General features: G+C 69.5%; 19 protein-coding genes. 10 read left to right on the top strand and 9 right to left on the bottom strand.

The genetic code is table 11. The annotated features are described in order from the left end of the window. Window positions 1-63: 63 nt before the first annotated feature. The 4 genes from ACZ6SF_RS10190 to ACZ6SF_RS10175 all read right to left on the bottom strand — a co-directional run bounded on the left by ACZ6SF_RS10190 (window position 64) and on the right by ACZ6SF_RS10175 (window position 5,404). Window positions 64-246, bottom strand: a complete 183-nt coding sequence (locus ACZ6SF_RS10190; RefSeq protein WP_466061720.1) for a hypothetical protein — start codon at window positions 244-246, stop codon at window positions 64-66. Between the two features lie 423 nt (window positions 247-669). Beyond that, window positions 670-2,502 carry a phosphoenolpyruvate carboxykinase (GTP) gene (locus ACZ6SF_RS10185; RefSeq protein WP_466061719.1) on the bottom strand — a complete coding sequence of 611 codons (1,833 nt, stop codon included), beginning with the start codon at window positions 2,500-2,502 and terminating at the stop codon, window positions 670-672. A 240-nt stretch (window positions 2,503-2,742) separates the two neighbouring features. After that, window positions 2,743-4,188: a hypothetical protein gene (locus ACZ6SF_RS10180; RefSeq protein WP_466061718.1), complete on the bottom strand. Its 1,446-nt coding sequence runs from the start codon at window positions 4,186-4,188 to the stop codon at window positions 2,743-2,745. Between the two features lie 121 nt (window positions 4,189-4,309). Then, a complete protein-coding gene (locus tag ACZ6SF_RS10175) occupies window positions 4,310-5,404 on the bottom strand; it encodes a hypothetical protein (protein ID WP_466061717.1) in 1,095 nt (364 codons plus the stop codon). A gap of 154 nt (window positions 5,405-5,558) precedes the next feature. Here ACZ6SF_RS10175 and trmB point away from each other — a divergent pair, with 154 nt between their 5' ends. Genes trmB through ACZ6SF_RS10160 form a run of 3 tightly spaced genes read left to right on the top strand, consistent with a single transcriptional unit; the run spans window position 5,559 to window position 10,846 of the window. After that, window positions 5,559-6,386, top strand: coding sequence for a tRNA (guanosine(46)-N7)-methyltransferase TrmB (gene trmB, locus ACZ6SF_RS10170; RefSeq protein ID WP_466061716.1), 828 nt, complete (start codon window positions 5,559-5,561; stop codon window positions 6,384-6,386). Next, entirely contained in the window at window positions 6,386-7,114 is a 729-nt protein-coding gene (locus ACZ6SF_RS10165; protein ID WP_466061715.1) for an NYN domain-containing protein, read from the top strand. The genes trmB and ACZ6SF_RS10165 overlap by 1 nt, the downstream gene beginning before the upstream one ends. Beyond that, on the top strand, window positions 7,115-10,846 hold the full coding sequence (locus ACZ6SF_RS10160) for an MMPL family transporter (protein ID WP_466061714.1): 3,732 nt from the start codon (window positions 7,115-7,117) through the stop codon (window positions 10,844-10,846). Between the two features lie 40 nt (window positions 10,847-10,886). Here ACZ6SF_RS10160 and ACZ6SF_RS10155 read toward each other — a convergent pair whose 3' ends face one another. Both ACZ6SF_RS10155 and ACZ6SF_RS10150 read right to left on the bottom strand, forming a co-directional pair. Continuing rightward, window positions 10,887-11,582: a DUF1707 SHOCT-like domain-containing protein gene (locus ACZ6SF_RS10155; RefSeq protein ID WP_466061713.1), complete on the bottom strand. Its 696-nt coding sequence runs from the start codon at window positions 11,580-11,582 to the stop codon at window positions 10,887-10,889. A gap of 76 nt (window positions 11,583-11,658) precedes the next feature. Further along, window positions 11,659-12,960, bottom strand: a complete 1,302-nt coding sequence (locus ACZ6SF_RS10150) for an AI-2E family transporter (RefSeq protein WP_466061712.1) — start codon at window positions 12,958-12,960, stop codon at window positions 11,659-11,661. 101 nt (window positions 12,961-13,061) lie between these two features. Here ACZ6SF_RS10150 and ACZ6SF_RS10145 point away from each other — a divergent pair, with 101 nt between their 5' ends. The 3 genes from ACZ6SF_RS10145 to ACZ6SF_RS10135 all read left to right on the top strand — a co-directional run bounded on the left by ACZ6SF_RS10145 (window position 13,062) and on the right by ACZ6SF_RS10135 (window position 16,206). Continuing rightward, window positions 13,062-14,546, top strand: coding sequence for an adenylate/guanylate cyclase domain-containing protein (locus ACZ6SF_RS10145; RefSeq protein ID WP_466062244.1), 1,485 nt, complete (start codon window positions 13,062-13,064; stop codon window positions 14,544-14,546). Between the two features lie 95 nt (window positions 14,547-14,641). Beyond that, window positions 14,642-15,763, top strand: a complete 1,122-nt coding sequence (locus tag ACZ6SF_RS10140; RefSeq protein WP_466061711.1) for a lysylphosphatidylglycerol synthase transmembrane domain-containing protein — start codon at window positions 14,642-14,644, stop codon at window positions 15,761-15,763. 74 nt (window positions 15,764-15,837) lie between these two features. After that, window positions 15,838-16,206 carry a DUF3054 domain-containing protein gene (locus ACZ6SF_RS10135; RefSeq protein WP_466061710.1) on the top strand — a complete coding sequence of 123 codons (369 nt, stop codon included), beginning with the start codon at window positions 15,838-15,840 and terminating at the stop codon, window positions 16,204-16,206. A gap of 75 nt (window positions 16,207-16,281) precedes the next feature. On the opposite strand, the gene ACZ6SF_RS10130 is transcribed toward ACZ6SF_RS10135, so the two are convergent. Further along, the gene (locus ACZ6SF_RS10130; protein WP_466061709.1) at window positions 16,282-17,877 is read right to left on the bottom strand and encodes an NTF2-like N-terminal transpeptidase domain-containing protein; all 1,596 of its coding nucleotides are present in this window, start codon (window positions 17,875-17,877) and stop codon (window positions 16,282-16,284) included. A gap of 388 nt (window positions 17,878-18,265) precedes the next feature. Here ACZ6SF_RS10130 and aroQ point away from each other — a divergent pair, with 388 nt between their 5' ends. Further along, window positions 18,266-18,730 carry a type II 3-dehydroquinate dehydratase gene (gene aroQ / locus ACZ6SF_RS10125; RefSeq protein ID WP_466061708.1) on the top strand — a complete coding sequence of 155 codons (465 nt, stop codon included), beginning with the start codon at window positions 18,266-18,268 and terminating at the stop codon, window positions 18,728-18,730. A 14-nt stretch (window positions 18,731-18,744) separates the two neighbouring features. Here the strand turns inward: aroQ and ACZ6SF_RS10120 are convergent, their stop codons facing one another. Beyond that, window positions 18,745-19,200 (bottom strand): nitroreductase/quinone reductase family protein, encoded by a 456-nt coding sequence (locus tag ACZ6SF_RS10120; RefSeq protein ID WP_466061707.1) that lies wholly within the window; start codon window positions 19,198-19,200, stop codon window positions 18,745-18,747. Window positions 19,201-19,359: 159 nt separating this feature from the next. Between ACZ6SF_RS10120 and ACZ6SF_RS10115 the strand changes: the two genes are divergently transcribed. The 3 genes from ACZ6SF_RS10115 (at window position 19,360) to ACZ6SF_RS10105 (ending at window position 21,325) form a co-directional block, all read left to right on the top strand. Next, on the top strand, window positions 19,360-19,710 hold the full coding sequence (locus ACZ6SF_RS10115) for a DoxX family protein (RefSeq protein WP_466061706.1): 351 nt from the start codon (window positions 19,360-19,362) through the stop codon (window positions 19,708-19,710). Between the two features lie 129 nt (window positions 19,711-19,839). Next, a complete protein-coding gene (locus tag ACZ6SF_RS10110) occupies window positions 19,840-20,937 on the top strand; it encodes a zinc-binding dehydrogenase (RefSeq protein ID WP_466061705.1) in 1,098 nt (365 codons plus the stop codon). 76 nt (window positions 20,938-21,013) lie between these two features. Next, a complete protein-coding gene (locus ACZ6SF_RS10105; RefSeq protein ID WP_466061704.1) occupies window positions 21,014-21,325 on the top strand; it encodes a GNAT family N-acetyltransferase in 312 nt (103 codons plus the stop codon). A gap of 22 nt (window positions 21,326-21,347) precedes the next feature. On the opposite strand, the gene ACZ6SF_RS10100 is transcribed toward ACZ6SF_RS10105, so the two are convergent. Further along, complete coding sequence (locus tag ACZ6SF_RS10100; RefSeq protein WP_466061703.1) at window positions 21,348-22,109, bottom strand: lysophospholipid acyltransferase family protein; 762 nt, start codon at window positions 22,107-22,109, stop codon at window positions 21,348-21,350. Window positions 22,110-22,203 lie beyond the last annotated feature (94 nt).

Genomic DNA, 22,203 nt, shown 5'->3' with positions numbered 1-22,203 from the left:
ATATCAAAGAAGAGCTCTCACAGAGTATCCCGGAACCGGCCCGGAAATCATTTGTCCGGCAAACTAATCGGTTGCCAGCAACGCGCGCAGAATCGGGCGCCCGTACTGGGAGACGTCCTCGGGATCCACGACCTCGACCTGCCAGCCGGCCGGAAGCGCCGACTGCAACTGCCCCGCGGCGCGATGCAGAGGCGTACTCACCGGGACATCACCGGGCGACTCCGGGGCGATAAACCCATCGGCCATGGTCCAACCACCTCTCACGGGGCGATCGGCCCGGCCACGGGTCCGCGACAGGCGGGCCGATCAAGGAGTGGGTCAGGCAATCGGGATTGCGTGGTCGAGATTCAGGACCCCTCCAGAATAAGGCACAAATCACCCCGAGAGCGGTCCACAACCCCGGCAAGCCACCCGCTACCTCCCCGCCGGACACCCCCCGCCGAAAAGACCGCCAACCCAGCCGAGACGCCGCCCCCCATCAGAACCACCGCACCGCCCCGCCCCGCCCCGGCCCCGACCTCCTACAACACCCCGACCCGGTTCGGCCCGCGTCGGCTGTCAGTGCTCGAAGCGCACGTGGCGAAGCCACAAGTCTCGAGCACTGACAGCCGACGCCCAGGAGGGCCGAACCTCGAGCAGCGGAGCTGCTCCAAAATTACAGCTCCAAAATTACAACACCCGCTGTTTGAGGGCCTCGAATTCGTCGCGGACGCCGGAGGGCAGCTTATCGCCCACGAACTCGAACCACTCCTCGATGAGCGGGATCTCCGTACGCCATTCGTCGAGGTTCACCGACAGCGCCTCGTCGACATCGGCGGCCTCGACGTCCAGCCCGTCCAGATCCATCTGGGCGGCGGTGGGCACATTGCCGATCGCGGTCGGCTCCGCCTGCGCGGAGCCTTCGATCCGGCCGATGATCCACTCCAGCACGCGGGAGTTCTCACCGAAGCCCGGCCACAGGAAGCGGCCGTCCTCGCCGCGCCGGAACCAGTTCACGTAGAAGATCTTGGGCAGCTTGGTGGCGTCGGCGTTCTTGCCGAGATCGATCCAGTGCCCGATGTAATCGCCGACGTGGTAGCCCATGAACGGCAGCATGGCCATCGGGTCGCGGCGCACGGTGCCGACCTTGCCCTCGGCGGCGGCGGTCTGCTCCGAGGACAGGGTGGCGCCCATGAAGACACCGTGCTGCCAGTCGAAGGATTCGGTGACCAGGGGAACGGTGGTCTTGCGACGGCCACCGAACAGGATCGCCGAGATCGGCACGCCCTGCGGGTCGTCCCATTCGGGGGCCAGGGTCGGGCACTGCGACATCGGGGTGCAGTAGCGCGAGTTGGGGTGCGCGGCCAGGGTCTCGGTCTCGCGCAGGTACCAGTCGTTGCCCTTCCAGTCGATGAGGTGATCGGGCTCGCCCTCGAGGCCCTCCCACCACACATCGTTGTCGTCGGTGAGCGCGACGTTGGTGTAGACGGTGTTGCCCGCCTCCAGCGTTTCCATCGCGTTCGGGTTCGACGACCGGTTGGTGCCGGGCGCGACGCCGAAGAAGCCGAACTCCGGGTTCACCGCGTAGAGCCGGCCGTCCTTGCCGAACCGCATCCAGGCGATATCGTCGCCGAGGGTTTCGGCCCGCCAGCCGGGAACCGTCGGCTGGATCATCGCGAGGTTGGTCTTACCGCAGGCGCTGGGGAACGCGGCGGCGACGTAGTAGGCCTTGTTCTCCGGGGAGATGAGCTTGAGGATCAGCATGTGCTCGGCCAGCCAGCCCTCGTCGTGGGCCATGGCCGAGGCGATCCGCAGCGAGTAGCACTTCTTGCCCAGCAGCGCGTTACCGCCGTAGCCGGAGCCGTAGCTCCAGATCTCGCGGTCCTCGGGGAAATGCGTGATGTATTTCGTATCGTTGCAGGGCCACGGCACATCGGCCTGGCCCTCGGCCAGCGGCGCGCCGACCGAGTGCAGCGCCTTCACGAACGGGCGATCCGTGCCGAGCGTATCCAGTGCCGCCTGTCCCATCCGGGTCATCACCCGCATGGAGGCCACCACATATTCCGAGTCGGTGATCTCGACGCCGAGCTTCGGGTCGTCGGCGCCCAGCGGGCCCATGCAGAACGGCACCACGTACATGGTGCGACCCTTCATCGAGCCGCGGTACAGCTCGGTCATGGTGGCGCGCATCTCGGCGGGGTCGACCCAGTTGTTGGTGGGGCCGGCGTCGGCCTCGGCGCGGGAACAGATGTAGGTGCGCGATTCGACCCGGGCCACGTCGGAGGGGTCGGATAACGCGAGGAACGAGTTCGGCTTCTTCTTCTCGTCCAGTTTCTTGAACGTGCCCGCCTCGACGAGCTGCGTGGTGAGCCGATCCCATTCGGCGTCGGAACCGTCCGCCCACACGACTCGATCCGGCTGAGTCAGTTCGGCGACCTCCTGAACCCAGGCGAGCAGTTCGCTGTGTTCGGTCGGCGCGGTGCCGTCGGATCCACGAAGACCGGGAATGGTCGCTGAGGTCATGAAAACTCTCCTGAAATGGGCGGCGCCGTTGCCTCCGCCCTGGCCCTTGGGCCCGTGACCAGCGCGAAAACACCTAGCGCCACCATTGGCGGGTGAGGCGCCCGCTACGGCCCGTCGGGTGTACTTCCGGGTACCGGAGGTACACCAAGGGCGAAGCGGACGCCCAGGTTCCTGTCTAGAGGTTAACGCGGTATTGCGGCCCCTATGGAATCGGGTTGCCGATCAATAGGGGTGAACAAACTATTTTCCGGAATCGCCCGCCCAGCGCTCGAGTATCTCCCGGTCACGGGCACAAGCGGCGAGCCGGCCGGGCTGCCCGGAGGTAGCTCGCCGGAGGGCGGTCTCCAGTTCGGCCACCCGTCGATCGACATCCAGCATATGCGCCGCGGCGCTGCGGACCATCTCGTCGGAAAGCTCCGATTCGGTCTCGACCAGCGCTGTTACCGCTCGCTGCTCCAGTTGGGCCTTCACATTCGCGACCACGTCGGCCACCCATTGCCGCAGATGGTCGCGGTCGGCGAGCTGACGGCGGGCCCGGACGACCCAGGCCGCGGCGCCCGCGCCGAGCAGTAGCGTCACCGGGATGGTGGCGGCGTCCAGGGCCGGCACCAGGGCCAGCGGCGATACCAGGAGGCGGCCCAGGCCGACCCCGGCCGAGGCGCCCAGCACGATCATCAGGTGATCTTCGACACCCCGGCCGCGGGGTTGCGGATCGGGACCGAGTGTGGGGGCCGGTTCGTGCCGCTGCGGCGCTGTCCCATCCGGTCCGGACGAGCCCGGCGCCGGCGCGGCGGCGGCCCGGGCGCGCAACTCGGTGAGCCGGGCGTCGATATCGAGATCCACCGCCGCTGTCAGCTGGTTGACCGCCGAGCGCAGCCGGTCGGGGAATTCGCGGCGACCCCCGCGGTCGAGGCGGTCGAGTTCGGCGCGCGCCTCGGCGTGCAGGGTCCGGACCCGCGCACCCACCTGGGTCAGCAGATCCACGCGGGCGAGGTTGAGCTGGGCGCGCAGCGTGGACACCGCGACCGCCCGGCCGCCGTCGCGTTCGGCGAGCAGCCGGGCCCGTTCGGCCCGCAGCATCTCGGTCTCGCTCCCGGACCGCAGTGTCTGCTCCTCCTGCGCGATCCGCTCCCGGGTGTCGGCGACCACCTGGGCGGCCGCGGTCCGACGGCGCGCCGCCGCGGTGGCGCTGTCGGTGGTGAGCGCGATCAGCCGCGCATGCAGCCGCCCCAGCCCGGATCGGTCGAAGAGCGCCGAATCGGCCGAGTTCCGGGCGGCCAGGGCCAGCCGCGCCGAGACCGGCACGATCTCGCAGGCCGGGCCGGCGGCGGCGACGAGTTCGGCGGTCCGGTCGCGGGCCAGTTCCCAGTCGCGGTGCGCATGGGTCCCGTTGAGGACCAGCAGCACCCGGGCGCCGCGAGCGTGCAGCCTGCGGACGATATCGAGTTCTCCCGCGCCGATCACGACTCCCGCGTCCAGGACGAGTAATACGACTCCCCCCGGGGTGACGGCGGGTTCGGCGTCCGGGGCGCCGAGCCGCACCCGCGGCTCGATGCGGGTGAGTTCGGCCCGCAGCAACGCCGTATTGGCGTCGTCGGGTCCGATCAGCGGAACCGGGGCGGCGATCCCGCCCGCGACGGAGGTCGACAGCAGTACCGCGCCCTGCGGATTCCACCGCTGGACCACGGCCGAAACCTCATCCGGCAATGAGTCGGCGACGGCCGCGAGCGCCGGCCCTCCGGTCGCCGGATGGGGTTCCGGCGGCGCGGGGCCGGACCGCCCGGCCGGCGCCCCCGGAGTGGGGCCGTCAGAGTCCGACACTGCTCATCCGTTCCCATATCCGGACGTAGCCGTTGTGAACCCTGATCGCGGCCCGGCGCGCCGCCGGTGACATCTCACCGGATGCCACCGCCCGCCAGCGCACCGCCCGGGCCAGCGCGTCGTCGGCGTCCTCGGGTTCGGGCCGGGGATAACCGGCGGCCAGATGCGCGACCTCGGGATCGGCCAGGCCGCCGCACAGCGCGAGCCAGCGGGCCTCGTCGGTGTCCAGGTATTCGGTGATCAGCGCCCGCGCCCGGCTCTGTCCGTGCGGCACCGCCCGCGCCGACAGCCGGAGCAGTTCGTCGACGAGCACCCCCGCCCGCCGCGATATCGCCTGCTGATACCGGACGCCGAGCAGCTTCGCCGCCGGTTCGACCCCGCTGACGGTGTGCAGGATCTGCAGCACGGTCTGTGGCGAGAGATCGGGTTCGCGATCCAGCGTGGCCAGCACACACGACAGGCCGTGCAGATCCCAGCGGTCCAGCAGTTCGGCGCGTTCGGCGGTATCGGTTCCGGCGGCCGGGGAGAGGAAGGAATCGGCCGAGACGGCCAGCGCGGATCCGGCGTGGGCGTGCCGGCGCAGTAATCCCAGGTCACCCTCGCGCAGCGCCCCCGAGATGGTGCGCGCGGCCAGCGAGCCCACGATCGGGAAGGTCGGCAGTCCGAACTGCCGGGAGTACCGGTCCGCCGCCGCGACCGCGTCGGCCCATCCCGTACCGATGGCGTCGGCCTTGTTGAGCACCACCAGCGAACGCTGCGGCGTCAGTGTCGCCAGGACCCTGCGGTCGCCCGGCGACGGGGTGCTGGCCAGCACGTAGACGACGATATCGGCGTCGAGCACCGGGTCCGGGAAGCCCGGTTCGTCGACCGGCGCCGTCTCCACCCCCGGCTGCAGTCCCAGCGCGCGCGCCACGGTGGTGCGACCCGACCGGGCGCGTCCGGCGACCTGCGCGCGCGGCAGCGTGCGCCAGCGGTGCGCGGCCGCCTCTATTCCGTTGGCGATTCCGGTGTCCACGCCGTCGCCCATCCGCAGCGCCGAGATCATCCGATCCAGTGGGTCCGCCGCCCCCGCCTCACGCATATACCCGTTCGCTCCCTCGATCGCCGCCACCCTCGTACCCCCTTGGTCCGGTGCGCATTCTGTCAGAAGACCGTCCACAGCGCGCCGGGTGCGGACCGGCCCCGTCCTACCAACGGGTAGGCGCCCGGCGGTCCGCTGCGGACCACAGTCGGGCATGCGGGACAATAGGGCTGTGAACGACGCCGTGCACCCCAGCTCCGAATCCGTTCCCGTCGCGGTGACGGAAGACGCGGACGGCTCCTCCGGCGCCGCGAACCCGCGGCGGCTGGGCGCCGGATCGCGGCTCTATCCCCGGGTCACCAGTTTCCGCTCCCGGCGCGGCGCGCTCACCCCGAACCAGCAGAAATCCTGGGACCGCACCTGGCCGGTGATCGGCCGCGAGGTGGCCGACGAACCGCTGGATGCCGCTGCCTGGTTCGGCCGGCACGCGCCGCTGGTCATCGAGATCGGCTGTGGAACCGGCACCGCGACCGCGGCGATGGCCCGGGCCGAACCGGATATCGACCTGATCGGCATCGAGGTCTACCAACCCGGATTGGCCCAGCTCGTGCAGCGGATCGAACGCGAGGAAATCGGTAATATCCGGCTGCTCCGCGGCGATGCGGTAGATGTGCTGGAGAACATGATTGCTCCCGAGTCGCTGACCGGGGTACGCGTGTTCTTTCCGGACCCCTGGCCCAAGGCCCGCCACCACAAGCGCCGGCTGCTGCAACCCGCGACCGTGGCGCTCATCGCCGACCGGCTGCGGCCCGGCGGTGTGTTGCATATCGCCACCGATCACGCGGGCTATGCCGAGCACATCGCCGAGGTGGGTGCGGCCGAACCCCGGCTGACCGGCCTGAACGAGACCACCGGCGGGGTGAGCGCCGAACATCGTGATTCGGCGCCGATCGGATTCGAGCGTCCGGTCACCAAGTTCGAGAGCAAGGCACATCGCGCCGGTAGCGCGATCAACGAGTTCATATGGGGCAAGATCGAATGATGAGCGTCAGTGAGATGGCCCCGGCCGGCGACGATGTTGCCGGAAGTCTGCACGAATCCGGCGGCGAGGCGGGCGGAGCCGATGCGGACGGATTACGGCGGGTTCTGCTGGTCTGGGACGCACCGAACCTCGATATGGGTCTGGGCGCCATTCTCGGCGGCCGCCCGACCGCCGCCTACCGTCCGCGCTTCGACGCGCTGGGCCGCTGGCTGCTGGCGCGCACGGCGGAACTGTCCGCCGGTGAGAAGCAGCGGGTCGAGCCCGAAGCGACCGTGTTCACCAATATCGCGCCGGGAACCGCCGATGTGGTCCGGCCGTGGGTCGAGGCACTGCGCAATGTCGGTTATGCCGTTTTCGCCAAGCCCAAGATCGACGAGGACTCCGATGTCGATTCGGACATGCTCGGCCATATCGAGTCGCGCACCCGGGGCGCGGGGCTGGCCGGAATCATTGTGGCCTCGGCCGACGGACAGGCGTTCCGTGAGCCGCTGGAGCAGCTGGCGGGCGAAGGTGTTCCGGTTCAGGTACTCGGGTTCCGTGAGCACGCGAGTTGGGCCGTAACATCCGATACCCTCGAATTCGTCGACCTCGAGGATATCCCGGGAGTATTCCGTGAACCGCTGCCCCGGGTGAGCCTCGACTCGTTGCCCGACGAGGGTGCCTGGCTGCAGCCGTTCCGGCCGCTGTCGGCGCTGCTCACCTCTCGCCCCGCACAAGGAGTCGCTTAAGTGTTCACCCGCTGGGGCGATCTGGTCCATCGACTGCGTTTCGCCGTTATCGGAGTGGTTGTCGGGGGCATGCTGGCCCTGGGCGCCTACGGTCTCGGGCTGGCGGATCACCTCAGTTCCAGCGGGTTGTTCGATCCGGGTTCGGAGTCGGTCGAAGCGGCGGAGATCTCCGACGAGGCGTTCGGCCGCGACCACAACGCCGATGTCCTGGTGCTGTATACGGCACCGGAGGGCCAGACGGTCGATACCGATCCCGCCTTCCGGGACAAGATCGTCGACAGCCTGAACAAACTGCCGCGCGAGCATCCGGACCAGATCGCGAAGGTGAACGGCGCCTACTGGAAGACCGAGACGGGCGAGGCGCAGCCCGCGGTCTTCGGTTCCAGGGACAAGACCAAAACCTTCGCCTCCATAGCGATCGTCGGCGACAACGACGACGAGATGGTCCGCAACTACCGCGAGGTGAAGGATGTCTTCTTCATCGACGGGGTGGACGTGCAGGTCGCGGGCCTGCAACCGGTCGCGGGCACGCTCAACGACACCATGGCGCACGATACGAAGCGGATGGAGCTCCTCGCCATTCCGGCGGTCGGAGTGCTGCTGTTCTTCATCTTCGGCGGTGTGGTGGCCGCCGCGCTCCCGCTGATCGTGGGCGGTCTGACCATCCTCGCCGCGAACGGCATTCTCATGATGGTCACGAAGTTCACCGAGGTGAACACGTTCGTCGGCGCCGTGGTGTCGATGATCGGCCTCGGCCTGGCCATCGACTACGGACTGTTCATCGTCAGCAGATTCCGGGAGGAACTGGCCGAGGGTTACGACACCGCGGCCGCCGTCCGGCGTTCGGTGATGACCGCCGGGCGAACCGTCGTGTTCTCCGCGACCATGATCATCGCCAGCCTCGGCGGGCTGCTGCTGTTCCCGCAGGGCTTCCTGAAGTCCATGGCCTACGGCACCATCGCCACCGTCGCCGTGGCCGCGCTCGCGTCGATCACCCTGCTCCCGGCCATGCTCGGTGTGCTGGGCCGGCGGGTGGACATGCTCAGCTTCAAGAAGATGCGCAAGACCAAATCCGCGGAGGAGGTCGAGTCCAGCGTCTGGGGCCGGATCACCACCTGGGTCATGCGGCATCCGCTCAAGATCGCCATCCCGATCTGCGTCGGACTGCTGCTGTTGATCATCCCGGTGAAGAACCTGGCCTTCGGCGGTATGAGCGAGAAGTATCTCCCCCCGGACGCCGCGGTCCGGATCGCGCAGGAGGAGTTCGACCAGACCTTCCCGCTGCGCCAATCCGACCCCATCCAGCTGATATTCATCGCCGACAAGAGTTCCTCCATCGGCAAGGTGCTGCGGGAGGTCGACAAGGCGCCCGGCCTGGCCGACGCCGGCGGTTTCGCGGTGCCGTCGCAATCCCCGAACCGGCCGGACGTGTTCCGCACCGAAGCGACGCTCCTGGACTCCGACGACTACCGGCCGACCGTGGAATACCTGCGGGCGCTCGAAGTACCGGACGGCGTGACGATGCTGGTCGGCGGGCAGCCGACTCTCCAGGGCGACAGTATCGACGCGCTGGTGGACCGCATCCCGCTGATGATCGCGCTGGTACTGCTGGTCACGACGGTACTGATGTTCCTGACCTTCGGATCACTGGTGCTGCCGATCAAGGCGGCCCTGATGAGCGTGCTCGGTCTGGGCTCGACCCTGGGCATCCTCACCTGGATATTCGTCGACGGTCACGGGGCGGGCCTGCTGAACTTCACCCCGCAGCCGATCATGTCGCCGGTACTGGTGCTGATCATCGCGATCATCTACGGCCTGTCCACCGACTACGAGGTGTTCCTGCTGTCGCGGATGGTCGAGGCCCGCGCCCAGGGCGCCTCCACCACGGAGGCGGTGCGTATCGGCACCGCGCATACCGGCCGCATCATCACCGCCGCCGCGCTGATCCTGCTCGTGGTCACCGGCGCGTTCGCGTTCTCCGATCTGGTGATGATGCAGTACATCGCCTACGGCATGATCGCGGCGCTGATCATCGACGCCACCATCCTGCGGATGCTGCTCGTACCGGCCACCATGAAACTGCTCGGCGACGACTGCTGGTGGGCTCCGGCCTGGATGAAACGGATTCAGCAGCGGATCGGGCTGGGTGAGCCGATTCTCGCCGACGAACGTCCCGGCGGCGGCGATCTGGTGGACCTCGTGAAGACCACGCCGGTCACCGACCCCGTCACCATGCAGATGCCGGCGCTGACCTCGGAGAAACAGCGCAAGACCCCGGTGCTGAAACGCTCCCGCGAGGAGATCGAGGCGGGCGCGCCCACCACACATCTCGAGGCGCTGTCGAAGGACGGACGCAAGGGCGGCGACAAGCGGTCCGAGGATTCCGCGCCCGCGGCGCCCAAACAGCCGATGCCGACCCCGCCCGACCCGACCCGGCCGCGCGCGAATCCGGCGGGCACCGGCGCCGGCGAACCGGGCCGGGGCGGCGAAGGCAGCACCGGTGCGGGTCGCGGCGGCCGGCCGGCCGATTCGCCACGACCGCCCACCCGCGGACCGCAGGCGTTCGACGAGAGCTCGCGGATGGGCCGCGGCGCACCGCAATCCGGCCCGCGCGAGGGCGCCGAACCGGGCCCGTCCGGAATACCCGGCCGCGCAACCGAATCCGGCCGCACCCCGGGCGCGGTTCCCGAACCCGGGCGCCCCGGTGGTCCCGGGCCCGAACACCGCCCGGGCCCGGCCGGCCGCACCGAACCCGGCCGCGGGCCGAACCCGCTGCCCACCCGGCCGGGCCCGAATCAGGCGGGCCCCCAGCCCACGAACCCGCCCGCACCGAATCAGCCCGGCCCCCCGGCGCCCGGGCGCCCCGGCGCACCGGGCCGGCCCGGACCCGCGACCCCGGGGCGCAACGCCCCCGCCGGCCCGCCGCAGAGCGGACAACCCGGTGGCCGGCCGGGTTTCGCGACACCCACGCTGCGCGGCATGTTCGCGTCCGAACCGACCGACGACGAAGGCGGGCAGAACGCCACCGGTCGCACGGTCTACCCGAGCGCGGCCGACGCGCTGCCCGTACCGCCGACCCCGCAGCAGGCTCGTCTCGGCGGCGCGCGCCACACGCCGCCGGAGGGTCCGCCGCAACCGCCGGGCCGGCCGGCGGGTCCGGCCCGTCCGCGGCCACCCGCGCCCGAAGGCCGCGCTCCCGCTCGCCCGGGGCCGCAACCGGCCGGGAACGCGCCCGACCAGGGCCTGCGCCGGCCACCCGCGCCGCCGCGGCGGACCGGCCCGAATCCGGCTCCGGGACAGCAGGATCCCCGCTCGGCCCAGGATCAGGGTTCCCAGCCCCGGCCGCTGCCGCGCGTCTCCGGCCCCGGCGGCGCACCTCCGGCCGGTCCGGCCTCCGGATTGCCCGAACTGCCCCGGCGCGTACCCGGAGCCCAGCCGCCGGAGATGCCGGGCCAGTACCGGCTGCCCGAGCCACCGACCCGCCCCGCGCAACGGCCCGCGCCTCCGGCGCAACGGCCCGACAGTCTCGCCGAGCAGTCCGCGGGTTCCCCGGAACCGCAGCAGAATCCGGACGGCCGGGAACGCAACAGCATCGAATCCTGGATGGCCGGGCTACGTTCGGCGCGACGTCAGCAGGCCGGCACTCCGGCCGAGGACACCGGGCGGCACCAGCACGGCGAGGGCCGGTCGGTCAGCGTGAACGAATTGCTGCGCCGGCGCGAACAGGACTAGGCGGCGGTGTGCCGCCCGCACCGCGGGCGGCGCTCCTGCCTCAGTGCCCCAGCAGCCGGCGCCAGTGCGCCATGAAAGGCTGTTTGGCGGTGACCGATCCGAACCGGACCCGCCCGTGCACCAGCAGATGCAGGGGCCCGATCGGGGGACCGCTGCGCACCTTGTTGTTGACACTGGATCCGACCAGTTCCAGGCCGTCCAGATCGACGGTGGCCTCCTGCGGAACGATCAGGGTGAGCGAACTGGCGTAGTCGTCGACCTGGATCTCCACCACCTGGGTGGTCATCACCGCCTGGGTGAAATCCAATGTGACGCCGGACAGCCAGCTGTTCACCCGCAGCAACGGCGCGACCTGCCAGTTACCGCGCCGATTCACTCCCGACATCCGCGGCCGGATGGCGCCGCCCGGCACCACGGCCGATAATTGCGCGGCACCCGGTTGCGGCCGCGGTAGCGGTACCGGCCGCCCCGGCTCCGGCCGGCGCGTGGGGGGTTCGCCGATGAGCCGCACTCCGGGCAGATCGATGAGCACCGAGTTCAGATCACCGCGGGTCTTGGCGGCCAGCGCCGTATCCATCCGCTCGGTGAACTCCCCCAGCGACAACATCCCCAGCCCCACGGCGCGTTGCAGCAGTTCCCCCACATGCTCCCGTTCCGCATCGGAAACACGCAGGTCCCGGTTGCCGACCTGGCCGCCGGAACCCGCACCGTCGAATACCGGATCGGGGCCGTTCATAGCACCGAGATTACCCAGCTCCGCCCGGATCCCGCATCAGGGCATTCCCCGATGCGGCAGGCCGGTGCGGCCGCCCTCACCCCGGCTTACCTCCGGATTCCTCCGGGTCCGGGTCCGGTTCGGGCCCCTCGCCGTCCGATTCGGCCGTCCGGTTGAGCGGTAGCCGGCGCTGTGCGCCCGCGAGCAGTCCGGCGAAATCGAACCGGCCCGCGGCCTCCGGGTCCGCGGACGCCGGATCACCGCCCGGCTCGGGCGAATCCGGCTCGGCCACATAGATCCCCTTACCGTCCGGGGTCAGTTCCGCGAGCAGTTCCTCCGGGTCGTCGGCGAGCAGCGATCTGATCGCCGTGTTCAGCACCGCGACCAGGGGCACCGCCAGCAATCCGCCCGCGATACCGCCGAGCACCACACCCGCGGCGATCGCCACCACCACCGCCAGCGGATGGATCCGCACCGCCCGCCCGAGCAACAGCGGTTGCAGGACATGGCCCTCCAGCTGCATCACGGCCACGATGATGCCGAGCACGATCAGCGCGGTGACGAACCCCTTGGTCACCAGGGCGATGAAAACGGCCACGAACCCCGCCAGGAAGGCGCCGATGATCGGGATGAACGCGCTGATGAACACGAGCGAGGCCAGCGGCAGCGCCAGCGGAACGCCCAGCAGGGCCAGACCCGCGCCGATACCGATCGCGTCGACGGCGGCCACCGCGACGGTCGCCCGGACGAACCCTACCAGCGAGCCGAACCCCAGTTCTCCGGCGGTACGCACCCGTTCGCGGTGCGGCCGCGGCACGATCCGGGTGACGAACTCCCAGATCTGATAGCCGCTGTAGAGGAAGAAGATGAGGATGAACAGGGTCAGGAAAGCGCCGGTCAGGATATGACCGATCATCGTCGCAGTGGTGAGGGCGCCACTGGTGAGTGTGTCCTGGTTGGACTGGATGGCCCGGACCGCCGCGTCGCCGGCATTGCGGATCTGCTCGTCGCTCAGATGCATCGGCCCGTTGATGAGCCAGTCCTGCACCTGGTGAATGCTGTTGGTGAACTCGTCCGACAGCTGCGGCACGCCCACCACGAACTGTTCGACGACGAAGGTCACCACTCCGGCCACCAGGCCCAGCGAACCGAGCATCGCCACGAACACCCCGAGGCCGCGGGGGAGCCCGCGCCGCTGCATCCAGTCGACCAGCGGGGCGAGCAGCGCCGCCGCGAGCATGGCGATGGACAGCGGGATCACCACGGTGTCCAGCCGCCGCACCGCGGCCGCGAGCACCCCGACCAAGGCGAAGATCACCAGCAGCCGCCACGCCCATTCGGCGGTCTGGCGGACGATCGGGTGCACGGCGTCGGCGGCGGTGGGTTTCGGCTCGGTCATCGAGGGCGAGCCTAACCCCCGAACCCGGGAGCGTCGGGGCGTCGCCGCCGGACGCTAGATTGGTACACGTGTCAGCGCCCTTGGAAGCGGTCAAACAGACCATGCATACGCGCTGGCCCCTGTATCTGACCTCGATGCTGCTCGCGAACGCGTTCGGCGCGGTGCTGGTGTGGGCGTTCATCCAATACGGTCTGCCGGTGCCCGAGGGGCAGCAGCCCGGCGCCCGCGAGGTCGGCCTGCTGCTACCGGCCGTCGTCTTCCTGACCGGCGGCGTACTCAGCGTGGCCGCCTCGGCCCTGATGCTGCGGCCGGTGATGCGCTGGCAGGTGCGCGGCGGGCCGCCCAGCCGGCAGGAACAGATGGCGGCGCTGCACGCTCCGCTGCGACAGGCGATCCTGCATCTGGCGCTGTGGATACTCGGCGGCGGCATCCTGGGCGCCTACATCATCTCCGAGACCGCGGCGCTGGCCGGAACCGTGATCGTCAGCGAATGTATGGCCGCGACCATCGTGTTCGGTTTCACCTACATGCTCGGCGAGCGCATCCTGCGCCCGGTCGCGGCCGAGGCGCTCACCGCCGGACGCTTCGACCACACCCTCACCCCGGGCGTGGGTACCCGCATGGCCATGACCTGGGGGATGGGGACCTTCGCGCCCACCATCGCCATCGTGCTGCTGTGCGTCACCCAGATATCGTCGGACGTCAAGTTCTCGGCACAGTCGCTGGCGGTTTCGATCCTGCTGCTGTGCGGAGTGGTGATCATGCAGGCGCTGGCGCTGTCCATGCTCACGGCCTCCAGCATCTCCGATCCGGTCCGCCAGCTCAGCCAGGCCATCGACCAGGTGCAGAACGGCGCCCGCGATGTCCAGGTCGAGGTGTTCGACGGCAGCGAGATCGGTCTGCTGCAGGTCGGTTTCAACCGCATGATGGAGGAGGCGGCCAGCCGCCAGCGCCTGCAGGAACTGTTCGGCCAGCACGTCGGCGCCGAGGTGGCCCAGCGCGCCCTCGACTACGGCACCGAACTCGGCGGGGAGACCCGGTTCGTGGCGGTGCTGTTCGTGGATATGGTCGGCTCCACCGCGACCGCCGCCGAACACCCGCCGACCGAGGTCGTCAGCCTGCTCAACGAATTCTTCCGGGTGGTGGTCGATGTGATCGATTACCACCACGGGTTCGTCAACAAATTCGTGGGCGACGCCGCTCTCGCGATATTCGGCGCCCCGCTCGACCGGCCGGACGCCCCGACCGCGGCACTGGCCGCCGCGCGGGATCTGCGGGAGGCGTTGCGCTCGATTTCCGGCCTCGATATCGGTATCGGTGTTTCGGCGGGGCTCGCGGTCGCGGGCAATATCGGTGCGGCGAACCGTTTCGAATACACCGTCATCGGTGATCCGGTGAACGAGGCATCCCGGCTCACCGAACTCGCCAAGGACCATCCGGGCCGGGTGCTCGCCTCGGGTTCGGCCCTGTATTTCGCCGAGGAAAGCGAACAGCGGCGCTGGACGGCGGGCGAGGAGGTACAGCTGCGGGGCCGGCGCCGCAAAACCCGGCTGTCGTGGCCCGGCACCGCGTCCAACCAGGGCTGACCGGTTCGTCGCGCGGCCCGGACAGCTACCCCCCTTGGCGTGGCGGAACAGGGAGGGTACGGACTTCACCTGGTCGTGTCCATTAGGCTGGGCCCGTGACGGCCAACGGAGATACAGCGGATACCGCCGCCGTGTCTCCGGCCGAGGATTCTCCCGATCGCGAGGATTCCGCGCGGTCCGCGAATCGCCGCCGCAGATTCCGGTGGATCAAATGGCTGGCGATAACCGTCGTACTGCTGCTCCTGATCGGCGAGGCCTTTTACCTGTGGCCGCGGCTCCACGAATCGTGGCGCAAACTCACCGAAATCCACTGGGGCTGGGTCGCGGCCTGTATCGCGCTGCAAATGCTGTCGATGACCGGTTTCGGGCATGTCCAGAAACAACTGCTGCGCGCCGGCGGGGTCGAGGTGAGCCAGCACCGCTCGGTCGCGGTCGTCTACGGCGCCACCGCCATGTCGGTGACCCTGCCGGCCGGGCAGGTGTTCTCCACCGCGTTCACCTACCGGCAGACCCGGCGCTGGGGTGCGAGCCCGGTGGTGGCGTCCTGGCAGCTGGTGTTCTCCGGCGTGGTGTCGGCCGTGGGCCTGGCGCTGCTCGGTGTCCTGGGCACGGTACTGGCCGGCGGCGATGTGGGCCCGGTGAAACTGGTTCTCTCGGTGGCGGCCGTGGTGGCGCTGGTCTGGGCCGGTAACTACGCGTCGCGGCATCCGGGCACCCTCGAGGGCGTCCTGCGACGCGGGCTTGCCCTGGTCAACCGGTTGCGGAAACGCCCGGCCGATACCGGCGCCGATAAGGTCCGGGAGATGCTCGCCCAGGTCGAGACGGTGGATCTGGGCACCCGCGACGGTGCGTGGGTCACCTGGTGGGCGGTGGTGCACCGGATCGCCGATGTGGCCTGCCTGGGCGCGGCCTGCTACGCGATCGGCGGCGATCCCCGCTGGGCCGGACTGCTGATCGCGTTCGCCGCGGGTAAGGCGGTCGGGTCGATACCGTTCGCGCCGGGCGGCATCGTCTACGTCGACGCGACCCTGATCTACGGTCTCACCGCGGCCGCGGGCCTGCCCGCCGCCCAGGCGGTGGCCGCCGCGTTCGTGTACCGGCTGGTGAGTTTCGTGCTGATCGCGATCATCGGGTGGATCGTCTTCGCGTTCCTGTTCCGCACCCGCAATGCCGAGGACGACGAGTACGAGAAGGAGTTCTCCCGGCTCAACGGCTGAGCGCGGTCGTGGCACGGATTCACGACGGCGGGTGCGACGATCCGGCGGGCGGTGCGGCTACTAGGCTGCACCGAGTGAGAAGGTTCGGGCCGATCGCCGCCGATACGCTGCTCGTGGTGCTGTTCTGCGTAATCGGACGCCGCAGTCACGACGAGGCGATACTCGCCGGACTGCTGCGGACCGCGTGGCCTTTCGTGGCCGGACTGGCCGTCGGGTGGCTCGTGGTTCTACTCCTGGACCGCCGACGCCCCGGTGCGGAGCCCTTCGACGCGACTCGCCTGTGGCCGGCCGGTGTCGTGATCTGGCTGAGCACCCTGGTCGTGGGGATGCTGCTGCGCGTCGTCTCCGGCCAGGGCACCGCGGCGAGTTTCATCGTGGTGGCGAGTCTGGTCCTGGCGCTGTTCCTGCTCGGCTGGCGGGGTGCCATCCGCGCCCTGCGCTGAGTCATCGCGTCGCGGTGATCCGGCACAGCTTCGAGTAACCCGGCCGCACCGGGGTGAACCGCGACGGCCGGGCGGTCACTCGTCGGGTTTCGCGAAGGCCTGCAGCATCCGCTCGCCCATCCGGACGACCATATCGCCGCTGTCGACATCGGCGATATGGATCGCGAACGAGAGGTCACCCATGCTGGCGATGAGCCAGCCGTCGTCGCCGGCCTTGGCCGAGAACCCGGCGACATCGCGGAATCCGCGCAACCGCGCCATCTGCGGGGCGTTGATCCCGTCGCGCAGTGCGCCGCGCAGCGCGTCGCCGACCGGCGGCTGCAACGGTCCGACCGGGGCGTCGGTCTCGCCGGGACGTCCGCGTTCGATCATCGGGGTCCGCAGCGTGCCGTTGGCGATGGCCGCCGCCGCGATCGCCATGCCGAAGGGGCTCACCAGCAGCGCGTCCGATCCGGCGCCCTGGCGCACCGGTTCGGCTCCGCCGGCGCCCGCGGGACGTCCGGTGACCTCCTCCAGGCCCGGGACCCGGAAATCCACCCCGACACCGAGCAGGGCCGCGGCCTCCACGGCTTCCTGGTCGGAGACGTCCTTGGGCGCTTTGCCCTTGGCGGCGCCGGCGGCCACCCGGAACAGGTCCATGGCGCCGCCCGCCGGGTAGAGCCCGGTGAAGGCGACCGGCCCCTGCGCGCTGGAATAGTTGTTCTGCGCCACCGCCACCACGGCGCCGGTGGACGGCTGGGTCACCACGATCGAGGCGGGCGAACCCACGCTGACCACCGCGTCCTCGGCCGCGCGCTGCAGCCGCTGGTCGAGGGTTCCGGCGATATCGGGTCCGGCCGGACCCTGGTACCCGGCCAGCTGTTTGACGAATTGCCCGTTCTCGAACAGCTGCACACCCCAGCCGGAATGCTTGTCCTGGCTTTCCTCCCAGACGTTGTGCATGGCGTCCAGAACCGGGGAGAACACGCGGCGATCGGAGACGATCAGCCGCGGCTCCTTCTTCATCACCACGCCCGGGATGGGCGCCATCTCCGGTTCCAGGATCGCGAAATCACCCTCGCGCAGGCTCACCGCCGTGATCGGCTTCCCGCCCGCCTGCGCCAGTTTGTCGCGCAGGGTGGCGCCGGTGATCAGCGGCGCCACCGGTTCGATGGCCCGGGCCAGGTCGTCGGTCGAGCGGCCGACGTCGGGCATCTTCGCGGGATCGAGCTGGATGACGTTGATGTCCTGCTGCGTCATCAGCGGTTTGCCGATGTTGTCCACGACGCGCGGCGCCGGCTCCGGGGTGGTGCGGACGAGCTGCACGGTGCGGTTGTGCGCGAGCTGTGGCATGACCACGCCGGGGTCCCAGGAGATCTTCCAGCCGTTGGAGAGTTTGCGGATGGTTCCTTCCAGTCCGTAGGACCAGTCCTTGCGCTCCCCGAAGTTCCAGTGGACGTCGAGACTGAAGATTCCCGATTCCGCGTCGAGCCCGATGAATTGCGTTTTCTCGTAGTCCACGGTTCCGGATTCGAGACCGTCGAACATTTGCTCGAGGGTTGCCGAAGCGGCGGAGGGGTAGGAGGTGAGATCCGCGGCCGCGGCGTGGTCCCGTTCGTCGAGCAGTTCGGTGAATTGGTCGACGACGGCCTCGGGGCCGGTCGACTCGGCACCGGTCCCGCATGATCCCATCGCTATTACCAAAGCCGCCACCCCCGTAAGGGCAAGAGCGCCCCGGAAGCGAAAGCGGCGGGATCCCCACACATCCATGTCGCCCACTCTTCACTCTTGTCACTTCGGTAACAAGACAACCGTACCTGAAAAATGCCTGCTTGCGACTGCTCGCAAACCCGAAACCATACCCGGTCCCACCGTGTGCAGTTGTGGCCGTACCCAACTCGGCGCAAAGTGGACCATGATCGTTTACCGTCGCGTCCGCGGACACCCGGCGAAGCTACGCTACCGATCGATCCGAGGCGGTGCGGTGTTACCCCGCAACTCCGCCGTCCCCGAAGAGATACCCCGTCACGGTAGCTCAGAATCCTCGGCGCGCGGGTGAGGTGTCGGTAGGGTTGCTGCCATGTCTGACGGCGCCATTCCGCAAACCTCGAGCAGCCCGATTCTGGTCCTCAACGGGCCGAATCTGAACACACTGGGCATCCGGCAACCCGATGTGTACGGGTCGGAGACCCTCGAGGATGTAATCGAATTGTGCCGTCGGGCCGCCGCGGCGCACGGCCGGGAGATCGTGCATTTCCAGTCGAACCACGAGGGCGCGCTGATCGACCGGATCCACGAGGCCCGCGGCACGGTGTCCGGAATCGTCATCAACCCCGGCGGCCTGACCCACACCTCGGTCGCGCTGCGGGACGCGCTGGTGATTCCCGAGGTGCCGATCGTCGAGGTGCACATCAGCAATGTGCACGCCCGGGAGGAGTTCCGCCGGCACTCCTACGTCTCCCCCGTCGCCGCTGCCGTGGTCGCCGGGATGGGCAGTTTCGGTTACGCCGCCGCCATCGAGTTCCTGCTGACCCGCCGCGGCTGAGCCGTGCGCCGCGCTCAGGCCGCCGGCTCGATCCGGAACACCGGGAATCCGGGCGCGATACCGGCGAGTTCCTCGTCGGTCGAGTTCTTGGTGATGCCCTCGAAGAACCGGCCGACCTCCCAGCCCCAGCGCTTCAGGTAGAGCCGCAGCAGGGGCACTTTGTCGGCGTCGGCGATCTCGACCGCGGTGAAGGTCTCGACCTTGCGGCCGAGGCGCAGTTCGCCGCCGCCGGCCACCCGGATATTGCGAACCCACTGCGTATGCCCACGCGGCGCGACGAGATAGCGCTGCCCGTCGGCCGCGGTCATCACGTTCACCAGGGTGCTGCGCCATTCGCCGGATTTCCGGCCGCGCACCGCCAGCAAACGGGATCCGGCGATGCTGATCCCGAGTTTGGGCAGCCCGTTGACGATCCGGTTGAAGATCGGGTCGAGGCCGGTGGGAGCGAGGTAACGGGTCGAGGCGGTCATATCTTCTCCTTGTGAGCGCTGCTCTCTGTTGTGAACAACGATCGCACTCTGCGCCGACAAAGTCAAGAGCAGTGCTCTCACTTTCTCGGATGTCACATTCGCGCCTGCCGCGTCGTCATCCAGATGTCCCCGAAACAGACTTCGTCACCAGGAGTTCCGATGTCGCTCGCCTACACCGTCGTCACCCTGCTCGCGGCCGCGTGGGTCACCTTCTCGGCCGGGGCGCTGCTGCTGCACGCCGGCTGGGTGGTGGACAACCTGCGCGATTACCGCGTTCCCGAGTCGTGGTGGCCGTGGCTGGGTTGGGCCAAGGCCGCGGGCGCGGCGGGCCTGGTGGCCGGGCTCTTCGTCCCCGCCCTCGCCGTCGTATCGGTGACCGCGCTGATCCTGTACTTCGCGGGCGCCGTGCTGACGGTGCTGCGGGCCCACGCCTATTCGCATATTCCGTACCCGCTGCTCTACGCGATCCCGGTCGTCGTCGCCGGCGGTCTCGGACTCGCCGCGGCCTGAGCCCGAGTGATCCCGTGACCTGTTCGTACGCCGAACCGGGCACCGGGCACGCCGTTTTCTGAGACGGTGGTCGGGCACCCGGCGAATCCCGGACCCGGCGTGCACCGGCCGACGGCAGAGGAGAGACGCGTGCAGGCGGCAGTTTTCCACGGAACCGACCCCCGACTGGTCATCGAGGACATCCCGGTCCCCGTCCCGCGGCGGGGCGAGGTCCTGCTGCGCGTCAGCGCGTGCGGGGTCTGCCATACCGACCTGCACGTCCTCAAATCCGAGGTGAAGTTCCCGGCGCCCGCCGTCCTGGGCCACGAGGTGTCCGGCGTGGTCGAACAACTCGGCGAGGGTGTGGACAATGTCGCGGTCGGCGACAGCGTGGTCTGCAGTTTCATCATGCCGTGCGGCGACTGCCGGCACTGTGTGCGCGGCGCCGAGGATCTGTGCGAGAAGTTCTTCGCGCACAACCGGCTCAACGGCACCCTCTACGACGGAACCTCCCGGCTGAGCCGGGCCGACGGTTCCCCGCTCGCGATGTACTCGATGGGCGGGCTCGCCGAGTACTGCGTCGTACCGGCCTCCGATGTCTTCGTGGTGCCGCCGGAGGTGGGCCTGGAGGCGGTGTCGATCCTGGGATGCAGCTCGTTCACCGCGCTGGGCGCCGTGCACAACGCCGAGCTCGGGCTGGGCGACCGGATCGCCGTGGTCGCCGCCGGCGGCGTCGGTTCCTCGATCGTGCAGTTCGCGGCCGCGGCGGGGGTCGCCCAGATCATCGCGATCGATATCAGCGACGAGAAACTGTCCGCCGTGGCGAAACTCGGCGCCACCCATACCGTGAACTCGCGCACCGAGGACGTGGTGGCCCGGGTCCGGGAACTCACCGGCGGCCACGGCGTGGACGTGGCGTTCGAGGCATTGGGCAACGCCGCCACCTTCGCGACCGCGCTGGACATCCTCGACGACGGCGGCCGCGCCGTAGTGGTCGGCATCGCGCCCGCCGGTTCCACCGGCGAAATCGACCTGGCCCGCCTGGTCCGCCGGAAACTCCAGGTCCGGGGCTCCTACGGCGCCAAGGCCCGCACCGATATGCCCGCGCTGCTGCGTATGGTCGCCGCGCCTACGGTGCGTCCCCAGGACGTGATCACCCGCCGCTACTCCCTGGCCGAAGCCGACGCCGCCTATCAGGCGCTGGCCCGCGGCGAGATCGTCGGCCGCGCGATCATCGAGATGTCCTGACGCCGTGGGCAACCGGACTCGCCGTTATCGGCGGCCATCGAGGGAAAATTCCCGGGCGAGCGAGTAACGTCGAGCCATGCCGACGGAGGTCCGCAACAACATCGCATTGGAACGCTTCGAGATCACGGTCGACGGCGAGGTCGCGGGCTACACCGAGTACCAGGACACCGTCGACGAGCGCGCGTTCGTCCACACCGAGATCGACCCGCGTTTCGACGGGCCGGACTACGCCCGCGAATTGATCGAGGCCGCCCTGCGCGCCACGTACGCCGACGGACTCGGCGCGCTACCGATGTGCCGGACGGTCCAGCATTTCATCGAGTCCCGCCCGCAGTACCTGCGGATGGTCCCGCACTGGGCCCGCGACCGCCTGGACCTGCCGCAATAGCCCGGGCGGTCGCGGCGCCGGTTCAGTACGCGGCCACGGCTCCGTCCAGGGCCCGCTGGAGATCCTCCTTGACCACCCGGGTGATCTCCGCGGGCCGGTCCGGGAGTTCGGTGCGCGGCAGCGTGAAGTGGAAGCTCGCCGAGCGCACCTCGTCCTTGGTGGGTTCCACCGCGGGATCGGTGCGCTTGCCGTAGCTCAGACCCAGGCAGACCAGTGCGGGCCGGACACCGAGCTTGCCGGCGCGGAACGCGATATGCCCGATACCCGTGCCCACCGGCTGTACCCGGGCCTGGTCCACGTCGTTGCAGGTGCCCTCGGGGAACACCGCGAGGCTGTCGCCCCCGGCCAGCCGTTCGGCGCAGATATCCATCATTCGCTGACCGGCCGCGTTCACCGCGCGCAGGCCGTGGTCGGTGCTGCGGAAGACCGGGATCCCGCCCATCATGTCGATCCGGCGGCGCAGTTTCTCCTCTTCGAACAGTTCGTCCTTGGCCAGCACGCGGGTGCGTCCGATGATGGGGCGCAGTTCGCTGCGCCAGGCCGCGGCGGCGAGTGTGTAGGGGTCCAGACGGGAGAGGTGGTTGACCGCGATCAGCAGCGGGGTGCGGGCCCGGATCAGGTCCCGGATCGCCGTGGCGGCGCCGTCGGAATAGCTGATCCGGGGCCGGTAGCGCCGGCCGAGCAGGGCATAGGCGCCCATCGCCTGGATTCGGTTCTGCCGGTGCGCCCGGTAGTAGTCGTATACGTCGTCGCTGTTGCCGAGGAGCACCTCAGGGTGTCGCATACGGCTGACTCTACGAGCCCCGGCCGGTATGTCCAGGTGGCCGCGAACCGTCGCCCGCGCGAACTCGCGGCGAAGTGAACGGATGATCAAAGGG

It is taken from the genome of Nocardia sp. NPDC049935 (assembly GCF_055586645.1).
Note: the sequence above shows the minus strand (reverse complement) of the source record. Positions and strands in the feature narration are given on the sequence as shown.

Coding starts and splice junctions, on each gene's coding strand:
- ACZ6SF_RS10190 (WP_466061720.1), bottom strand. CDS start 246: ATGGCCGATGGGTTTATCGCCCCGGAGTCGCCCGGTGATGTCCCGGTG.
- ACZ6SF_RS10185 (WP_466061719.1), bottom strand. CDS start 2,502: ATGACCTCAGCGACCATTCCCGGTCTTCGTGGATCCGACGGCACCGCG.
- ACZ6SF_RS10175 (WP_466061717.1), bottom strand. CDS start 5,404: ATGCGTGAGGCGGGGGCGGCGGACCCACTGGATCGGATGATCTCGGCG.
- trmB (WP_466061716.1), top strand. CDS start 5,559: ATGCGGGACAATAGGGCTGTGAACGACGCCGTGCACCCCAGCTCCGAA.
- ACZ6SF_RS10165 (WP_466061715.1), top strand. CDS start 6,386: ATGAGCGTCAGTGAGATGGCCCCGGCCGGCGACGATGTTGCCGGAAGT.
- ACZ6SF_RS10155 (WP_466061713.1), bottom strand. CDS start 11,582: ATGAACGGCCCCGATCCGGTATTCGACGGTGCGGGTTCCGGCGGCCAG.
- ACZ6SF_RS10150 (WP_466061712.1), bottom strand. CDS start 12,960: ATGACCGAGCCGAAACCCACCGCCGCCGACGCCGTGCACCCGATCGTC.
- ACZ6SF_RS10145 (WP_466062244.1), top strand. CDS start 13,062: ATGCATACGCGCTGGCCCCTGTATCTGACCTCGATGCTGCTCGCGAAC.
- ACZ6SF_RS10130 (WP_466061709.1), bottom strand. CDS start 17,877: ATGGGATCATGCGGGACCGGTGCCGAGTCGACCGGCCCCGAGGCCGTC.
- aroQ (WP_466061708.1), top strand. CDS start 18,266: ATGTCTGACGGCGCCATTCCGCAAACCTCGAGCAGCCCGATTCTGGTC.
- ACZ6SF_RS10120 (WP_466061707.1), bottom strand. CDS start 19,200: ATGACCGCCTCGACCCGTTACCTCGCTCCCACCGGCCTCGACCCGATC.
- ACZ6SF_RS10115 (WP_466061706.1), top strand. CDS start 19,360: ATGTCGCTCGCCTACACCGTCGTCACCCTGCTCGCGGCCGCGTGGGTC.
- ACZ6SF_RS10105 (WP_466061704.1), top strand. CDS start 21,014: ATGCCGACGGAGGTCCGCAACAACATCGCATTGGAACGCTTCGAGATC.
- ACZ6SF_RS10100 (WP_466061703.1), bottom strand. CDS start 22,109: ATGCGACACCCTGAGGTGCTCCTCGGCAACAGCGACGACGTATACGAC.